General features: G+C 58.8%; 17 protein-coding genes. 2 read left to right on the top strand and 15 right to left on the bottom strand.

The window, feature by feature from the left end; all coding sequences use genetic code 11:
- Positions 1-11 precede the first annotated feature (11 nt).
- The 3 genes from AC097W_RS11275 to AC097W_RS11265 form a co-directional block, all read right to left on the bottom strand.
- Positions 12-506, bottom strand: coding sequence for a hypothetical protein (locus AC097W_RS11275; RefSeq protein ID WP_479602651.1), 495 nt, complete (start codon positions 504-506; stop codon positions 12-14).
- 66 nt (positions 507-572) lie between these two features.
- Entirely contained in the window at positions 573-953 is a 381-nt protein-coding gene (crcB, locus tag AC097W_RS11270) for a fluoride efflux transporter CrcB (RefSeq protein WP_479602650.1), read from the bottom strand.
- 23 nt (positions 954-976) lie between these two features.
- Positions 977-1,759: an SDR family oxidoreductase gene (locus tag AC097W_RS11265; RefSeq protein WP_479602649.1), complete on the bottom strand. Its 783-nt coding sequence runs from the start codon at positions 1,757-1,759 to the stop codon at positions 977-979.
- Positions 1,760-1,882: 123 nt separating this feature from the next.
- Between AC097W_RS11265 and AC097W_RS11260 the strand changes: the two genes are divergently transcribed.
- Entirely contained in the window at positions 1,883-2,281 is a 399-nt protein-coding gene (locus AC097W_RS11260) for a DinB family protein (RefSeq protein WP_479602648.1), read from the top strand.
- Positions 2,282-2,426: 145 nt separating this feature from the next.
- Here the strand turns inward: AC097W_RS11260 and AC097W_RS11255 are convergent, their stop codons facing one another.
- From AC097W_RS11255 to gyrA, 12 genes are all read right to left on the bottom strand, one after another.
- Positions 2,427-2,966, bottom strand: coding sequence for a ComEA family DNA-binding protein (locus AC097W_RS11255; protein ID WP_479602647.1), 540 nt, complete (start codon positions 2,964-2,966; stop codon positions 2,427-2,429).
- Positions 2,967-3,112: 146 nt separating this feature from the next.
- Positions 3,113-4,132 carry an ADP-glyceromanno-heptose 6-epimerase gene (gene rfaD / locus AC097W_RS11250; protein WP_479602646.1) on the bottom strand — a complete coding sequence of 340 codons (1,020 nt, stop codon included), beginning with the start codon at positions 4,130-4,132 and terminating at the stop codon, positions 3,113-3,115.
- Positions 4,133-4,142: 10 nt separating this feature from the next.
- Positions 4,143-5,093 (bottom strand): D-glycero-beta-D-manno-heptose-7-phosphate kinase, encoded by a 951-nt coding sequence (gene rfaE1, locus AC097W_RS11245; protein ID WP_479602645.1) that lies wholly within the window; start codon positions 5,091-5,093, stop codon positions 4,143-4,145.
- Positions 5,090-6,247 (bottom strand): lipopolysaccharide assembly protein LapB, encoded by a 1,158-nt coding sequence (lapB, locus tag AC097W_RS11240; protein ID WP_479602644.1) that lies wholly within the window; start codon positions 6,245-6,247, stop codon positions 5,090-5,092. The genes rfaE1 and lapB overlap by 4 nt, the downstream gene beginning before the upstream one ends.
- On the bottom strand, positions 6,237-6,536 hold the full coding sequence (locus AC097W_RS11235; RefSeq protein ID WP_479602643.1) for a LapA family protein: 300 nt from the start codon (positions 6,534-6,536) through the stop codon (positions 6,237-6,239). Before AC097W_RS11235 ends, lapB begins: the two co-directional genes overlap by 11 nt.
- A 38-nt stretch (positions 6,537-6,574) precedes the next feature.
- Positions 6,575-6,886 (bottom strand): integration host factor subunit beta, encoded by a 312-nt coding sequence (locus AC097W_RS11230; protein ID WP_479602642.1) that lies wholly within the window; start codon positions 6,884-6,886, stop codon positions 6,575-6,577.
- A 77-nt stretch (positions 6,887-6,963) separates the two neighbouring features.
- Positions 6,964-8,646 (bottom strand): 30S ribosomal protein S1, encoded by a 1,683-nt coding sequence (rpsA, locus tag AC097W_RS11225; protein ID WP_479602641.1) that lies wholly within the window; start codon positions 8,644-8,646, stop codon positions 6,964-6,966.
- A gap of 93 nt (positions 8,647-8,739) precedes the next feature.
- Positions 8,740-10,746 (bottom strand): bifunctional 3-phosphoshikimate 1-carboxyvinyltransferase/cytidylate kinase, encoded by a 2,007-nt coding sequence (locus AC097W_RS11220; protein ID WP_479602640.1) that lies wholly within the window; start codon positions 10,744-10,746, stop codon positions 8,740-8,742.
- A complete protein-coding gene (locus tag AC097W_RS11215; RefSeq protein ID WP_479602639.1) occupies positions 10,746-11,621 on the bottom strand; it encodes a prephenate dehydrogenase in 876 nt (291 codons plus the stop codon). The genes AC097W_RS11220 and AC097W_RS11215 overlap by 1 nt, the downstream gene beginning before the upstream one ends.
- Before the next feature lie 23 nt (positions 11,622-11,644).
- Entirely contained in the window at positions 11,645-12,727 is a 1,083-nt protein-coding gene (gene pheA, locus AC097W_RS11210) for a prephenate dehydratase (RefSeq protein WP_479602638.1), read from the bottom strand.
- Between the two features lie 7 nt (positions 12,728-12,734).
- Positions 12,735-13,862 (bottom strand): 3-phosphoserine/phosphohydroxythreonine transaminase, encoded by a 1,128-nt coding sequence (serC, locus tag AC097W_RS11205; RefSeq protein ID WP_479602637.1) that lies wholly within the window; start codon positions 13,860-13,862, stop codon positions 12,735-12,737.
- Positions 13,863-13,935: 73 nt separating this feature from the next.
- Positions 13,936-16,575 carry a DNA gyrase subunit A gene (gyrA, locus tag AC097W_RS11200; protein ID WP_479602636.1) on the bottom strand — a complete coding sequence of 880 codons (2,640 nt, stop codon included), beginning with the start codon at positions 16,573-16,575 and terminating at the stop codon, positions 13,936-13,938.
- 232 nt (positions 16,576-16,807) lie between these two features.
- Here gyrA and ompA point away from each other — a divergent pair, with 232 nt between their 5' ends.
- Positions 16,808-17,452 (top strand): outer membrane protein OmpA, encoded by a 645-nt coding sequence (gene ompA, locus AC097W_RS11195; protein ID WP_479602635.1) that lies wholly within the window; start codon positions 16,808-16,810, stop codon positions 17,450-17,452.
- The last annotated feature ends 43 nt before the right edge of the window (positions 17,453-17,495 follow it).

The following is a 17,495-nucleotide window of genomic DNA, read 5'->3' as shown; positions in this document are numbered from 1 at the left end:
GGCGTAGCAATTTAGAGGCCAATCCACCTGCGCATGGCGTGCACCATGGCGGCCATGCTGCGCCAGGGGCTCGAATTCTTGACCTGTGCAATGAGCGCGTCCTTCCACGGCATCCAGCGTCTGTACAGGCTTGCAAACCAGGCGAGTCGCATCAGGGCCGGCTGGGTCAGTGTGAAGAGTCGGGCCACGCCTGCCGTACCCAGCATCTTGGCCACCAGCACCACCGCAAGGCCCAACACCGCGTGGCCGCGGCTGATCCAGTACAGCGCGAGCAATTTGACGGGCAACAGCAGCAGCATGGGGACCAGGAATGCCACCAGTGCCACATACGGCGGAAAGCGGACAATCATCCTCTCCAGTTGCGCAAATACCGGAAGGCGGGCCAGCTTGGCTAACCACCGCGACAGCGGCTCCCATCCCCATTCCTCAAAAATCAGCAGCAGCGCGAGCAGCGGTGCCAGCGTGGCGTTGAACAGTGCAGTGAGAAGGCGTTTGAGGAACGACATAGGCTCCACAGTGTGCCTGAAGAAAGGCTTCTGCAGTGTTGGCCCCCGCCAATCATGCGCAGCCAGCTATTGAAACGATAGCAACTGGTGAACCGTCCAGATGCCTGCCACCGTCAACAGCAGTGACCCGATCAGATGAACACCTGCGGTGCCCAGCGCCAGCGCGTAGCGTTGCTGCATCAGCAGGGTGACCACTTCGACGCTGAAGCTGGAGAAGGTGGTGAGGGCGCCCAGAAAACCGGTAACCAGAGCCAGGCGCCACACGGGGTCCACATGGGGCATGGCCTGAAACACTGCGACACAGATGCCGATCAGGTAGCCGCCAATCAGGTTGGCCGCCAGCGTGCCCCAGGGAATGACGCCGCCAGGGCTCAGCCAAAGACCAAGACCCCAGCGTGCGAGTGCACCCACACTGGCGCCGATACAAATTGCAATAACAGACCACATGGGCCTAGTTTGCCATTGTTTTTTCAGCGCGCGTGCGTAACGCCGCCGTCCACCACCAGTGTGGAGCCCACCACATAGTCCCCTGCGCGGGAGGCCAGGTAAATGGCTGCGCCAGCAATGTCTTCATCGGTACCCACGCGCCGGGCTGGAATGCGGCTGGCGACCTCGTCGCCATGGTCGCGCGCGTCCTTGTTCATGTCGGATGCAAACGCCCCAGGCGCAATGGCCGTGACCACAATGTTGTCCTCAATCAGCCGCAAGGCCATGCGCCGGGTCAGGTGGATCAGGCCGGCCTTGCTGGCGGCATAGGAGTACGTTTCCATCGGGTTCACCGACACGCCATCAATGGACGCAATGTTGATGACCTTGGCCGGCTTGGCGCCACCGTTGGCGGATGCCGCCTTGCGCAACAAAGGGGCCAGGGCCTGGGTCAGGAAAAATGGGGTTTTGAGGTTCAGGTCGACCACCTTGTCCCAACCCGATTCGGGAAACTCATCGAACGGCGCGGCCCAGGCGGCGCCAGCGTTGTTGACCAGAATGTCGAGCGACGATTCGTGCTGGCTATAGGCCGCCGCCAGGGCCTTGGCCCCCTCGACCGTGGACACATCAATCGGCAGCGAAACGCACTTGCCCAAGGCCGACAGTTCCGTGGCGGTCTGGTCACAGGCCATGGCCTTGCGTGCGGTGATGTAGACCGTAGCACCTTGGGCCAAAAAGCCTGCGGCAATCATGCGGCCAATGCCGCGAGAGCCGCCGGTAATCAATGCGGTTCGGCCTTTGAGAGAGAAGAGTTCGCTGGTATTCATCGGGTTTTCCTTGGCCATACGAAGGTGGGCTGGATTCAAAGCACACACAAAGCGTAGCCGCAAGACCACGGGTTGGCCGTCACCTAAGTGGCACCCCGGCCGGATCGCGGCACAATCGCACGCATGGATGCCCTGGCCGAGAACGACCGTTTCCTGTCCCGTTACAGCCGCTGGTTCAATGAGCGCTTGTATGCCGCCTGTGAGAGCCTGAGTGATGCCGAGCGCAAGCGTGATCGGGGCGCATTCTTTGGTTCGATCCATTTGACGCTGAACCATCTGGTCTGGGCTGATACGGTCTGGTTGGGTCGCTTCGCCCGCCAGGGTTGCGATTTTGCATCGCTCTCCGCCCCGTTACTGCGCTTGCCGCAAGGCGCGAATCACCGAACGGAATTATTTGGAGATTTCTCTGCGCTGCGTGCCCATCGCGCACGCCTAGACGCGGCTATTGATGCCTGGGTAGCCGACATGCCACCGCGGGCAGGCCACGACTTTGCTGATGCAAGCGGGTGTGGATCCGGGTGACACCGATTTAATCGTCTTGGCGCACGTGTAGTCTGCTATGTTTTTGGTAGCTGCTTCCCCAGTATCTACGGGGACTTGAGGCATATTTTTACCTGATAAAACAACAAAACCCGCCGGAGCGGGTTTTGTTGATGCCGAAAGTGAATTACTTCTTGGCAGCGCTGGCGGCAGCTTGGGGAGCCTCCGCTTTCTTGTCAGCCTTTGCTTTCTTGGCGTCTTCCTTGGCTTGTTTGGCAGCGTCTTTTTTGGCCTTCGCTTCTTCTGCTTTTTTGGCTTTTTCTTCGGCCTTGACCTTTTTGGCTTCGTCCGCCTTCATTTTGGCTTCCGCTTTGGGATCTTTCTTTTCTTCTTTGGCGGCTGGTGCAACAGCGGCTGGTGCGGCGGCTGCTGCCGGTTTGGCCGCAGGTGCAGCAGCCATTCCCTTGAAGCCAGCGCCATTGACAGTCATGCCTTCGGCGGAGAACTTGGCCGCATTGCCTTCACCCACGCCTTTGACGCGGTCCACAAAATCAGTCCAGTCCTTGAAGCTGCCCTTTTTGCGCTCATCAATGATTTTGGTTGAAATACCGGGACCGATACCTTTGATGCCGTCCAGCTCAGCGGCGGTGGCTTTGTTGACATCGACAGCGGCAAAGGCAACGGCGGCGGACAGCATGGCGACGAGGGCCAGAATCTTTTTCAACATGGGTCAGTTCCTTCGGAATAGGGATAGGTCGTGGAAGAGTGGCACCAGAAGCCTGATGTCTTGTACACAACGTGCATTGGTTCGCCCCGGTTGACGCAAGTTTTCTGAATCGCTCAGGAGAAACCCTTGTCCGACGGAATTTGGAATCAGGTGGAGGCGGCAAGGGCCTCTACGTAACTGCGCACGCCACTCTGCACATCGGCAAACACATGCTGGCAGCCGGTGCTACGCAGCGCACTCAGGTCGGCCTGGGTATAGGCCTGGTATTTGCCACGCAGCGCATCGGGAAAAGGAATGTATTCAATCAAGCCAGCCGAGACAGCCTGATCCAGTGAAAGGGTGCTCTCGCCGCGTTGTTTGCGCAGCGTGTTGACGACCGAGACCGCAACATCGTTAAACGGTTGCGCATGCCCGGTACCGAGGTTGAAAATGCCGGATTGGTCCGGATGGTCAAAGAACCACAGGTTGACCGCCACCACGTCGTCAATGAATACAAAGTCGCGCATCTGTCCACCCGCGGCATACCCGCCGTACTCGCCAAATAGTTTGACCTTGCCCTCGGCATGGAACTGGTTGAACTGGTGAAACGCCACGCTGGCCATGCGGCCTTTGTGTTGCTCGCGTGGACCGTACACATTGAAATACCGAAAGCCCACCACCTGGTGGGTCTTGCCGGCCTTGGTGCGCTGAAAATCGGTGCCGCATTCGCGGCGCATGCGCTGGTCGAACAGCAGTTTCGAATAACCATACACGTTGAGCGGTCGCTCGAAAGCTGGGTCTTCGCGGAAAGTGTCAGATCCGCCGTAGGTGGCCGCCGACGAGGCATAGAGCAAACGTGCCCCCCGCTTTTGGCAGGCTTGAAACAGGTGCCATGACAGCGTGTAGTTGTTGGCCATCATGTACTTGCCGTCTGGCTCCATCGTGTCGCTGCAAGCGCCTTCGTGGAAAACGGCTTCTACTTGTCCGTAGCTGCCCGATGCGAATTCATCGTAAAACGTGTCGGCGTCAACATAGTCAGCTATCCGCAGATCCGCTAGGTTGCGAAACTTGTCACCCTGCTTGAGGTCGTCTACGGCAATGATGTCGTCAATGCCGCGGGCGTTGAGCCCCTTGATGAGGTTGCTGCCAATGAAGCCGGCTGCGCCGGTTACAACGATGCGGGTCATGGGGTTGCCTTTATGCAAACAATTCGTGAAAGCTCACGGTCGCCGTACCAAACTTGCCAACGACCAGACCACCCGCCCGGTTGGCGAACGGCAGGGCTTCGCGCAGGGTCATACCAGCGGCTACCAGCGCAGCCATCGTGGCAATTACCGTGTCGCCCGCACCGGTGACATCAAACACCTCGCGGGCCTGGGCGCTCACGTGCAATTCGCCTTGGGCATCGAACAGGGTCATACCCTCTTCACTGCGGGTCAGCAGCACAGCGTCCAAATTCAAGGCTTCGCGCAGCTGATGGGCTTTGGCACGCAAATCGTCTTCGTCGCGCCACACGCCGATCACCTGTTGCAATTCAGCCCGGTTAGGCGTAATAACACTGGCATTTTTATAGCGTGTGTAGTCGCTGCCTTTGGGGTCTACCAGAATGGGTTTGCCTGCAGCGCGTGCACGCGCAATCATGTCGGTAATATGCGCCAACCCGCCTTTTCCATAGTCCGAGAAAAGCACGGCATTATGTTGCGGCAGCAGTTGCTCAAAAACGGCAGTTTGCGAAGCAAGAATTTCGTTTTTTGGGGTGTTTTCAAAATCCAGTCGCAGCAGTTGCTGTTGGCGGCCGATCACACGCAACTTAACGGTGGTTTTCAGATCGGCGTCCCGACCAAAGTGGGTTTCGATGCCGGTTTTTGCCACCAGTGCTTCAAGTTTGTGACTGGCTTCGTCATCCCCCACAACCGTCAGCAGGGATGCCTGTGCGCCCAGTGTCACCACGTTGTAGGCCACGTTGGCCGCGCCCCCATTGCGTTCTTCTTCGCGGGTAATGCGCACGACAGGCACCGGTGCCTCGGGGGAGATGCGGTCGACGGCACCGTACCAGTAGCGGTCGAGCATGACATCGCCGACCACCAGCACGCGTGCCGCTGCCATTTGTTCTCGGGTCACAGCCCTGTTGTTTACGTTGTGGGTCATAACTCTTCTACCCGTCGTGCGGGGTAACTATCCCAGGCCTGGCATCCCGGGCATTGCCAAAAATGCTGCTTGGCCTCAAAGCCGCAGGCCGCGCAACGGTAGCGGGTGAGAGGCTTGACTGCGTGATCGAGTGCGCGCTGCACTTGGGGGTGAAACTGTTCATGCTCCAGCTTTTCGCCCGCAATCCACTTGGCTGCCGCCACCAGCGAGGGCTCTCTTTCCAGATGGCGCGCATACCACTCGCGTGCGCTCGCAGAAGGGGCACCACTGGCTCCTTCCAGGGTGACAATGGCGTCCAGTACGTCCAGCGATGGCGTCTGCGCATAGGCCGCTTTCAGCAGTTCCAGAATCCGGGGCCCTTGATGGGATGCCACGGCGTACTGCGACAGCGGCGACGCGATCAGCCCAATGGCAGTGGGCGCCAAAGTCAGGGCTTCGGCCAGCGTCTCACAAGCCAGTGCTGGATTCCCTTGCTGGTTCTGCAGCTGCGCCATATCCATGCGCGGGCGCGGTGCCTCTGGAGCGATTTGTACTGCCTGCTGGAGGTGGGCTTGGGCCTGAGACATATCGTTGGCACTGATGCAGCTTGCCGCCTGCTCGCACAAGTAGTGCGCCAGACGCCCCGCGAAACTGCCTTGTCCTGAAGACTCCAGCTTTTGGGCAATCTGCGCGGCATGTTCCCAGTCACGTGAGCGCTCGTAGTTGGCCAGCAAGGCCAGGCGGGCCTGGGCTTCAAAACGCGTTCCTTCGAGTTTGAGCAGCGCTTCCTCCGCGCGGTCCAGCAAACCCGCTTTCAGGTAGTCCAGTGCAAGCGCGTGCTGCGCCCGATGGCGGTCATCCAGGCTCAAGTCGCCGCGCGAAAGCAGGTGCTGGTGCACGCGCACCGCGCGTTCATATTCACCCCGTCGACGAAACAGGTTGCCCAAAGCAAAATGAAGCTCAGACGTATCGGGGTCGTTCTGGACGGCTTCAATAAAGGCGTCAATGGCCTGATCCTGTTGCTCATTGAGCAGGAAATTCAGGCCCTTGAAATAAGCCTTGGGTGCTTGGCGATTTTCCATGCGCAGTTGACGCACATCCAGCCGGGAGGCCATCCATCCCAGCACGAAGGCAATGGGCAGGGCAAGCAACAAAAGGCTCAAATCAAATTCCATAAGGGGGCGTCGCAGAAGGCTTTTCAGAATCGGTTGGCACGGGAGGGGCTTGGCGGGCCATCGCGGCCGCTCGGCGATGCTGCCACCAGCGCGGAACCATACCCAGAACACCGATGACCAGGCCAGCCGCAAACGCGCTCAGTACCACCAGAACCAGGGGCGCAGTCCACTGTTGTCCAAAGAAAAAGCGCACGGTCGCATCGTGCTGGTTGTTCAGCGCGAAAGCGAAAAGGGTAAAAAAAATGGCTGCTTTAAGTGTCCACTTAAAGAACCATGCAAGCTGTTTCATCTGTCTCCCCGGTGTCGAGGTGATTCTACCGTTGCCGGTCAGCCTTTGGGCTTGGTTTCAAGCTCAGCGGTACGTTGATCCACGGCTTCGCGCAGGGCTTTGCCCGGTTTGAAATGGGGTACGCGTTTCTCAGGGATGGCCACGCTTTCGCCGCTGCGCGGATTGCGACCCATGCGGGGCGGGCGGTGGTTGATGGAGAAACTGCCAAAACCGCGAATCTCGATGCGATGTCCAGCCACCAATGCGTCATTCATGGCGTCCAGAATGGCCTTGACGGCAAATTCTGCGTCACGATGGGTGAGCTGGCCAAACCGGTTGGCGAGTTCTTCAACAAGGTCAGAGCGTGTCATGAGAAGGGTTGTCCATTAATGAAAAAACGACCGGTGCACACAGGCAGCCGGTCGTTCATTCAGTTCAACAGCAAGGATTAGTTGTTGTTGTCAAGCTTGGCGCGCAGCAGAGCGCCCAGGCTGGTGGTGCCGGCGTTTTCACGGGCAGACGACTGGCTCAAAGTAGCCATGGCTTCGTTCTGGTCCGCTGCGTCCTTGGCTTTGATCGACAACTGGATGTTGCGGGTCTTGCGATCCACATTGACAACCACAGCAGTCACTTCGTCGCCCTCTTTCAGCACGTTGCGAGCGTCTTCAACGCGGTCACGGCTGATTTCGGAAGCACGCAGGTAACCGATGATGTCTTCGCCCAGATCAATTTCAGCGCCCTTGGCATCCACGGTCTTGACCTTGCCGGTCACAACCTGGCCCTTGTCGTTGATCGACACGAAGGTGGTGAATGGATCGGAATCCAACTGCTTGATACCCAGGGAGATGCGCTCGCGGTCCACGTCAACCGCCAAGACCAAAGCCTCAACTTCCTGGCCCTTCTTGAATTCGCGCACAGCAGCTTCGCCGGTCTCGTTCCAGGAGAGGTCAGACAGGTGCACCAGACCGTCGATACCAGCAGCCAATCCGACGAACACGCCGAAATCGGTGATGGATTTGATCGGGCCCTTCACGCGGTCGCCGCGCTTGGTGTTCTGAGCAAACTCTTGCCATGGGTTGGCCTTGCACTGCTTCATGCCCAGGGAGATGCGACGCTTGTCTTCGTCGATTTCCAGAACCATGACTTCGACTTCGTCGCCCAGGGCAACGATCTTCGAAGGCGCAACATTCTTGTTGGTCCAGTCCATCTCAGAGACGTGCACCAAGCCTTCGATTCCGGGTTCGAGTTCCACAAATGCGCCGTAGTCGGCGATGTTGGTGATCTTGCCGAACATGCGCGTACCTTGTGGGTAACGGCGGTTCACGCCCATCCATGGATCATCACCCATTTGCTTCAGACCCAGAGACACGCGGTTTTTCTCGGTGTCAAATTTCAGGATCTTGGCCGTGATTTCCTGACCAGCAGTCACCACTTCGGATGGGTGACGCACACGACGCCACGCCATGTCGGTGATGTGCAGCAGGCCGTCGATACCGCCCAGGTCCACGAATGCACCGTATTCGGTGATGTTCTTGACCACGCCCTGAACGACAGAACCTTCTTTGAGAGTCTGCATCAGTTTTGCGCGCTCTTCGCCCATGGAGGCTTCCACCACGGCACGGCGTGACAGCACAACGTTGTTGCGCTTGCGGTCGAGCTTGATGACCTTGAATTCCATGGTCTTGTTCTCGTACGGAGACAGATCCTTGGTAGGACGTGTATCGACGAGCGAACCGGGCAGGAATGCGCGGATGCCGTTGACCAGAACGGTCAGGCCACCCTTGACCTTGCCGCTGGTGGTACCCGTGACAAACTCGCCGGATTCGAGAGATTTTTCGAGGGACATCCACGAAGCGAGACGCTTGGCGGTGTCACGGCTGACGATGGTGTCGCCGTAGCCGTTTTCCATAGCCACGATGGCGACAGAAACGAATTCACCGACTTGAACTTCGAGGTCACCCTTGTCGCTCTTGAATTCGGAGAGGGGAACGTAGGCTTCCGACTTCAGGCCAGCGTTAACCACAACGAAGTTGTGCTCAATGCGCACGACTTCGGCGGTAACGACTTCACCAATGCGGGTTTCAGAGCGCTTTTGCGACTCTTCAAATAGTTCTGCGAAAGATTCAGACATTTTTTTTGCGACAGGGGTCGCGGGGTTAAGTTGTTGAACCACACAACCGATGCGCTGCTGCGCGAGAGGGGGTGTGTGGACCGACCAGCCCGTTCAAACGGTTCGAAAAGGCTGTTTGCTTTGCCACCAGTTCAACACCAGATCGACCGATTTTTCAACCGTCAAATCCGAGTTGTCCAGCAACTGGGCATCTTCTGCTGGTTTGAGAGGCGCAACCGCCCGGGATGAGTCCCTGGCGTCACGTGCTTCCAGATCAGCGCGAAGACTGTCGAGTGTAGCGGAAATCCCCTTTGAAATCAACTGTTTATGACGACGCTCAGCGCGGCGCCCGGCACTTGCCGTGAGGAAGACCTTCAGGGCCGCCTGCGGAAAGATCACCGTGCCCATGTCGCGTCCGTCTGCGACCAGTCCAGGCAATTGACGAAAACTGTGCTGCAGGTCGATCAGGGCATCCCGAACGCAGGGGAGGGTGGACACTTTGGAGGCGTTCATGCCGGCGTCTTCGGTCCGGATGGTATCGCTCACGTCGTCACCGTTCAGCAGTACCCGACCGTTGGTGAACTGGATGTGCAGTTGCTGAACCAGTTCGGCAATAGCCTGTTCGCCGCTTGCATCCAGTCGCAATCCGGCTCTCAATGCAGCCAGTGCGGTAATGCGGTACAGCGAACCCGAATCCAGAAAGTGGTAGCCCAATTTGTGTGCCAGCACCACGGCCAGCGTGCCTTTGCCTGACGCGGTGGGGCCGTCCACACAGATCACAGGAATCGCCTGATCCGGCGTCTGCGCAACCGAAAAAAGGGCCTCAAAGTAGTCCGGGAACGTTTTTGCAACGCATTTGGGGTCTTCTATGCGCACCGGCAAGCCGGCCGGATTGAATGCGGCCAGTGAGAAGCACATGGCAACCCGGTGGTCATCGTAGGTGTGGATGCTGGCAGCGCGCCAGTCACCTGGCGCGGCGGGAGGAGTGACCTGGATGAAGTCGGGTCCCTCGACGACGGATGCCCCCAGCTTGCGCAACTCGATCGTCATGGCAGCGATGCGATCAGTTTCCTTGACACGCCAGCTGGCGATGTTGCGCAGGGTCGTCGTGCCGTCGGCGTACAGCGCCATCACGGCCAGTGTCATGGCGGCATCGGGGATGTGGTTGCAGTCCAGGTCAATGGCTTTGAGCGGCCAGACTCCACGCGAGATTTCCAGCCAGTTGGGACCACTTTCAATATGTGCGCCCATTTGCTGCGCAGCGTCCATGAAGCGGATATCGCCCTGGATCGAATCCGCGCCAACGCCTAGAATTCTTATGCCTTTTTGACCACTAGCCCCCGTCGCTATTGCCCCAAGCGCTATGAAATAGCTAGCAGACGAGGCGTCGGCTTCGACGTGAATCGCGCCCGGCGAACGCAGGCGGCAGCCCGCAGGAATCGTGAATCGCTGCCAGCCATCCCGCCGAACGTGTACGCCGAAGCGTGCCAACAGGTTCAACGTGATTTCTATGTAGGGTCGTGAAATCAATTCGCCCACGACCTCGATCACGATATCTTGCTTCGCCACCAAAGGCAGCGACATCAGCAAGGCAGTCAAGAACTGGCTGGACACATCACCCCGGACCTGAATGGGCGCCTCAACGCTCAGCACCGGCATGCCGATATGCAGGGGCGGAAAGCCGTCGTGGCCCAGGTAGTCGATGCAGCAGCCCAACTGGCGCAGGGCGTCCACCAGGTCGCCAATGGGGCGCTCGTGCATGCGGGGCACTCCGCTCATTTCAAAGTCGCCACCAAGAACCGCGAGTGCAGCCGTCAGCGGCCGCATGGCGGTACCCGCATTGCCCAGAAACAGCTTTGCTTGCGCGGAACCCAGTTTGCCGCCCAAACCATCCATGTGAAGGATGCTGCCTTCTCGGCGCAGTCCGCAGCCCAGCGTCTGTAAGGCCTCCAGCATGACGCGGGTGTCATCCGAATCCAGCAAATCGTGGATGGACGTGGTGCCCTCGCTCAGCGCGGCCAGCAACAAAACCCGGTTGGAGATGCTTTTGGAGCCCGGCAGGACAACGGTTCCTGATGCACTGGCCAGCGCGGGAATATCCAGAAATTCAGTGGAGAACATTACTTGTTGATCTTGGAGGTCATGCTCCAGCTTCCGCGTGTGTTGCTGGCTTGCTCAATGAGGCCCTCCAGAGCCTCGGTGTTGCCACTGGAAATCATCAGTTCCAATGCGTGCAGGTTGCGTTGAAAGATCTTGGACTGCGCCAGCAGTTCTTCCCGGTTGGAGGCCAGTATGTCCCGCCACACTTTGGGGTCGCTGGCGGCAATGCGGGTGAAGTCCCTGAAGCCAGGGCCGGCTAGCGAGAGATAGTCCTTGCCCTGAGGCTGGCCCGAGATGGCATTCATCAAGGCGAACGCAATGAGGTGGGGCAGATGGCTGACGGCGGCAAACGCGGCGTCATGCTGCTCGGGTGACATTTTCAGTACCTGGCATCCCAGTGCGGTCCACACATCCATGGCTTTTTGCAACTGCACGGTCAGGGTGCGTTCAATCGGTGTGAGGATGACCTGGCGGCCCGCGTACAGGTCTGGGTCTGCATTCTCGACACCCGAGACCTCTTTGCCCGTGATGGGGTGCGCAGGGACAAAGGACCCGATCTGCTCGCGCAAGGCACGGCGTCCCGCGTCGATCACGTCACGTTTGGTGGATCCCACATCCATGACCAGCATGTTGGGGGTGACCAGATGCTTGATAGCCTTGAAGGTGGCCTCGGTCGCTGCCACCGGCACAGCAATCAACACAATGTCGGCCCCCGATACCGCCAGCAGCGCCGATGGTGCCTCGACGTCAATCACACCCATCAGCCGGGCGCGCTCGGTGGTGCTGGGTGACTTGCTGTACCCCACAACACGTTTGACCAGACCCGCGCGTTTGAGGGCCAGCGCAAACGAGCCTCCCATCAAGCCGCATCCGATCAAGCCAAGCTGTTCAAACATAGGGGTTCCTGGAGAATTCTGCATCAGTCGGCCAAGGGGTAAGTGCCCAGCACTTTGTAAAAAGCGCACAGACCCTGCAAGTCCTTCAACGCCGCCGCCACATGGGGCTGCGAAGGATGGCCCTGCAGATCAATATAAAAATAGTAGTCCCACTGGCCCGAGCGGGCCGGACGCGACTCAAATCTCGTCATGGACACGCCGTGCTTTTTGAGCGGCACCAGCATGTCATGGACGGCTCCGGGGCGGTTGGGTACGGAGACCACCAGGCTGGTGCAATCCTTGCCGGTTGCCTGTGGCGCCGGCATGGTGCTGGGCAGACACACCACGACGAAACGGGTGCGGTTGAAGGCCTCATCCTGAATGGCGAGGGCCGCTATATGCAAGCCAAACTCAGAGGCCGCCCGCTCGCTGGCAATGCCGACCCATGCCGGGTTTTCGGCAGCCAGGCGCGCGCCTTCGGCGTTACTGGAAACGGCTCGTCGCTCGGCATCCGGCAAATGGGTGTTGAGCCATTGCTGACACTGGGCAAGGGCCTGAGGGTGGGCCAGAACCACCTGAATTCCCTCCAGGGAAGGCGTGGTACGCAGCAGGTTGTGGCGCACCAGCAGGCTGATTTCCCCCACGATGTGCAAGGGTGAGTGCAGCAAGAGATCCAGCGAACGCGTAACCACGCCCTCGGTGCTGTTTTCTACGGGAATCACGCCAAACTCGGCAGAGCCCGCAGTGGCTGCATGGAAGACCTCGTCGAAATTGCCGCACGGAATGTGCTGGATGCTGGAGCCAAAAAATCGCAGCGCGGCTTCTTCACTGAACGTGCCGGAAGGCCCCAAGTAGGCCACCCGCTGCGGTGCTTCCAGTGCGCGGCAAGCCGACATAACTTCACGCCAGATCATGGCCACGCTGCTGTTCTTCAGCGGACCCGGGTTGGCTTGCTGCAAACTGCCGATGACCTGTGCTTCGCGTTCCGGACGAAACACCGCCGAGCCTTCCACGCGCTTGATTTCGCCGACGTCATGCGCCAGTGCTGCGCGCTGGTTGAGCAGGGCCAGCAGTTCCAGATCGACGGCGTCAATCCGGATGCGGAGTTCGGGGAGTGTTTTAGCCATGGGACCGTTAGCCATTGGTACGCTCAAATTCTTGCATGTAGTTCACCAGCGCCTGCACGCCTTCGAGGGGCATGGCGTTGTAGATGCTGGCGCGCATGCCTCCCACCGATTTGTGGCCTTTGATCTGCAGCAGCCCCGCCGTTTTGGCACCCGCCAGAAAGGCGTCGTTGCGCGATTCGTCGCGCAAAAAGAAGGGCACATTCATGCGCGAACGGCAATCGGGCTGGACCCTGTTGAAGTAAAAACCGGACCCATCAATGGCTTCGTACAACAGTTTTGCCTTGGCGATATTGCGCGCCTCCATGGCCGCCACACCGCCCTGGCGCTTGAGCCACTGGAAAATCAGCCCCGCCATATAGATGGCATAGGTGGGTGGCGTGTTGTACATGGACTGGTTGTCCGCTACGGTTTTGTAGTCAAACGCGCTGGGGCACACGTGCATGGCGTGGCCCAGCAGGTCTTCACGCACCACGACCAGGGTCAGCCCGGCAGGGCCCAGATTTTTCTGGGCGCCACCGAAAGCCAGGCCCACACGGCTCCAGTCCACCGGCCTGGAGGCAACGTGGGAAGAAAAATCAATCACCAGCTCAGCCTTGGACCCCATGGCACGCAGGTCGGGCAAGGTGTGAAATTCCACACCGTTGATGGTTTCATTGGTGCAGATATGCAAGTAGCTGGCATTGTCGGTCAGCTGCCAGCCGGACGCTGCCGGTATGCGGGTATGGCCATCGTCCGCATTGCTGGCTGCAATGTTGACCTCGCAGTACTTGCGGGCTTCTTTCTGGGACTTATCGCTCCAGCTGCCGGTCACGACAAAATCCGCAGCGCCGGTTGCACTATCGGCTGTGCGCAGGCGGCTCAGGTTCAGTGGAACAATGGCGTTTTCTGCCAGACCGCCGCCCTGCATGAACAGAATTTTGAAATGCGCCGGGATCGCCAGCAACCCGCGCAGATCGGACTCTGTCTGTTCATAAATGGACAGGAATTCTTTCCCGCGGTGGCTCATCTCCATGACGCCCATGCCGCAATGCCGACCGCTTGCGTCCGGCCAGTCCAGCATCTCTGACGCGGCCTGAGCCAGCACTTCCGGAGCAATAGTGGCGGGGCCTGCCGAAAAATTAAAAGGGCGTTGCATCACGGTACTTCTTAATCAAATAGGGGTCTTGCCCCCGCCGATTATGCGTGAGCAGCTATCAAAAATATAGCAATCAAGAATTTTCGGTTTCGCCGGTGTCCTCGTCAGGGTTTTCGTCCACCGTCGGATTGGCATCGTTTTCCACAATGCGCTGCAGGCCACTGAGCTTGGAGCCTTCGTCCAGGCCGATCAAGGTCACACCTTGTGTGGCTCGGCCCAGTTCGCGGATCTCGCTGACCCGGGTGCGCACCAGCACGCCTTTGTCGGTAATCAGCATGATCTCGTCGTCCGCATGGACCAGAGTGGCGGCCACAACCTTGCCATTGCGTTCGCTCTGCTGAATGGCGATCATGCCTTTGGTGCCGCGTCCGTGGCGGGTGTATTCCGTGATGCTCGTGCGTTTGCCGAAGCCATTGCGCGTGGCGGTCAATACGCTTTGTTGCTCGTCTTCGGCCACCAGCATGGCAATTACGCCCTGGCCATCTTCCAGCATCATGCCGCGCACGCCGCGGGCATTGCGACCCAGGGGACGCACGTCGTTTTCGTCAAAGCGAACGGCCTTGCCACCATCGCTGAAGAGCATGACGTCGTGCTGCCCATCAGTGAGTGCTGCACCAACCAGGTAGTCGCCGTCATCCAGATTCACGGCAATGATGCCGCCTTTGCGCGGGTTGTTGAATTCGTCGAGTGCTGTCTTCTTGACCGTGCCCATGCTGGTTGCCATGAACACATACTGGTCGGCGGGGAAGCTGCGCTTCTCGCCGGTCAGTGGCAGCACCACGTTGATTTTTTCGCCTTCCTGCAGTGGGAACATGTTGACGATAGGGCGACCGCGCGAGCCGCGCGAGCCTTGCGGCACTTCCCACACCTTGAGCCAGTACAGACGGCCGCGGTTGGAGAAGCACAGGATGTAGTCGTGGGTGTTGGCAATGAAGAGCTGGTCCACCCAATCGTCTTCTTTGGTCGCCGTGGCCTGCTTGCCGCGCCCGCCGCGCTTTTGGGCGCGGTACTCGCTGAGCGGCTGGCTCTTGATGTAGCCGCTATGGCTGAGCGTCACCACCATGTCAGTGGGCGTAATCAGATCTTCCGTGCTCAGGTCATGGGAGCTGTACTCCACCAGGCTGCGGCGTGCGCCGACCTTGATTTGACCAAATTCGATTTTGACGGCCGTGAGCTCTTCGCTAATGATGGTGGACACGCGCTCGGGCTTGGACAAAATATCCAGAAAGTCTTCGATCTCGCCCATCACCTCTTTGTATTCGGCAACGATCTTGTCCTGCTCCAGCCCGGTCAGGCGTTGCAGACGCATTTGCAGAATTTCCTGGGCCTGGGTTTCCGACAGGCGGTACAAACCATCAGCGCCCATGCCGAATTCTTTTTCCAGGCCATCGGGCCGGTAATCATCGGCATTGATGACGCCACCGTCGGTGCGGGTACGGGTGAGCATTTCGCGCACCAATTTGCTGTCCCACGGACGGCTCATCAACTCGGCCTTCGCCACGGGCGGTGTAGGCGCGTTGCGGATCAAAGCGATGAAATCGTCAATGTTGGCGAGCGCTACAGCCAGGCCTTCCAGCACATGGCCGCGTTCGCGGGCTTTGCGCAGGTTGTAGATGGTGCGGCGGGTGACAACCTCGCGCCGGTGCTCCAGAAACACCTCGATCAGGTCCTTCAGGTTGCACAACTTGGGCTGGCCGTTGACCAATGCCACCATGTTCATGCCAAACGTGTCTTGCAGCTGGGTTTGCTTGTACAGGTTGTTCAGCACCACCTCTGGCACTTCGCCGCGCTTGAGCTCAATCACCAGGCGCATGCCGGACTTGTCGGACTCGTCCTGGATGTGGCTGATGCCTTCGATCTTCTTTTCGTGGACCAGTTCGGCCATGCGCTCCTGCAGCGTCTTCTTGTTGCACTGGTAGGGCAACTCGTCGACGATGATCGACTGGCGCTGGCCTTTGTCGATGTCTTCAAAGTGGCATTTGGCTCGCATGACGACGCGGCCACGGCCGGTACGGTAGCCGTCTTTTACGCCGCTGATGCCATAAATGATGCCGGCGGTGGGGAAGTCCGGTGCCGGGATGATTTCCATCAACTCGTCAACACTGGCCTCCGGGTTGCGCAGCAAATGCAGGCAGCCATCGATCACTTCGTTCAGGTTGTGGGGGGGGATGTTGGTGGCCATGCCCACCGCGATGCCGGACGATCCGTTGACCAGTAAATTGGGAAACCGGGCTGGCATCACCAGCGGCTCTTGCTCGCTGCCGTCGTAGTTGGGGCCGAAATCAACCGTTTCCTTGTCCAGGTCGGCCAGCAACTCGTGGGCAATTTTGGACATGCGGATTTCGGTGTAACGCATCGCGGCTGCGTTGTCACCGTCGACCGATCCGAAGTTGCCTTGGCCGTCTACCAGCATGTGGCGCAGGGAGAAATCCTGCGCCATGCGCACGATGGTTTCATACACCGCGCTGTCACCGTGCGGATGGTATTTACCAATGACGTCGCCGACGATACGGGCGGACTTCTTGTAGGCCCGGTTCCAGTCGTTGTTCAGCTCGTGCATGGCAAACAGCACGCGCCGGTGCACCGGCTTGAGGCCATCCCGGGCATCGGGCAGGGCACGACCCACAATCACGCTCATCGCGTAATCAAGGTAGCTGCGCCGCATTTCCTCTTCAAGGCTGATGGGCAGGGTTTCTTTGGCGAACTGAGTCATGGGGTGATCTGTGCTGTGTCTGGGACAACCGGTGATTCTACGGCCCACAGGATGTCGCATGGCGGCAACAATTTTGCGCAATGCGGACTTTTGCCCCTGTTTACCTCAATCGGCTGGCTTGAATGCCTTTCGGGCTGTGGCACAATTAGTCAGTCGCTTTATATGCTTGGCATGTAAAGCGCCTTCCAATCATCCGCAGCGCTGCTGCAGTTTGTTCCGCAAAGGGAAAATCATGAAACAATTGAATCGAGTGGCCATCGTTATTGCTGCTGCAGCACTGTCCACCATCGCTGGCGCGCAGGAAATCCACAACTGGCGCAGTGCTGCTGGCGACGTCTGGAAAGACGCAGCCGGCGAGTGCTGGCGTGATGCAAGCTGGACTCCAGCTACCGCCGCTGTTGGATGCGATGGCGCAATCGTTGCACCCGCACCAGCACCCGTGGTTGCACCAGCACCCGCAGCTCCCATGGCTGCACCTGCCCCAGCACCAGCTCCCGTGGTTGTACCTGCACCTGCTGCTGCAGCCAAGGTAACTTACGCTGCCGACGCGTTCTTTGACTTTGACAAATCGGTTCTGAAAACCGAAGGCAAAGCAAAGCTGGACGATCTGGTTGGCAAGGTCAAGGGCATCAACCTGGAAGTGATCATTGCCGTGGGTCACACGGACTCGGTCGGTACTGATGGCTACAACCAGAAGTTGTCTATTGCCCGTTCGGAAGCTGTCAAGGCTTACTTGGTTTCCAAGGGCATCGAGAAAAATCGCGTCTACACTGAAGGCAAGGGCGAAAAGAACCCAGTCGCTGACAACAAGACCAGTGAAGGCCGCGCAAAGAACCGCCGCGTTGAAATCGAATTGGTTGGTACACGCGCTCAGTAATTAGCCCGGTTTTCCGATCTTGTCAAAAAACCCGCTTCGGCGG

This window comes from Rhodoferax sp. GT1R46 (assembly GCF_056521285.1).
This window is presented reverse-complemented; position numbering and strand designations above follow the sequence as displayed.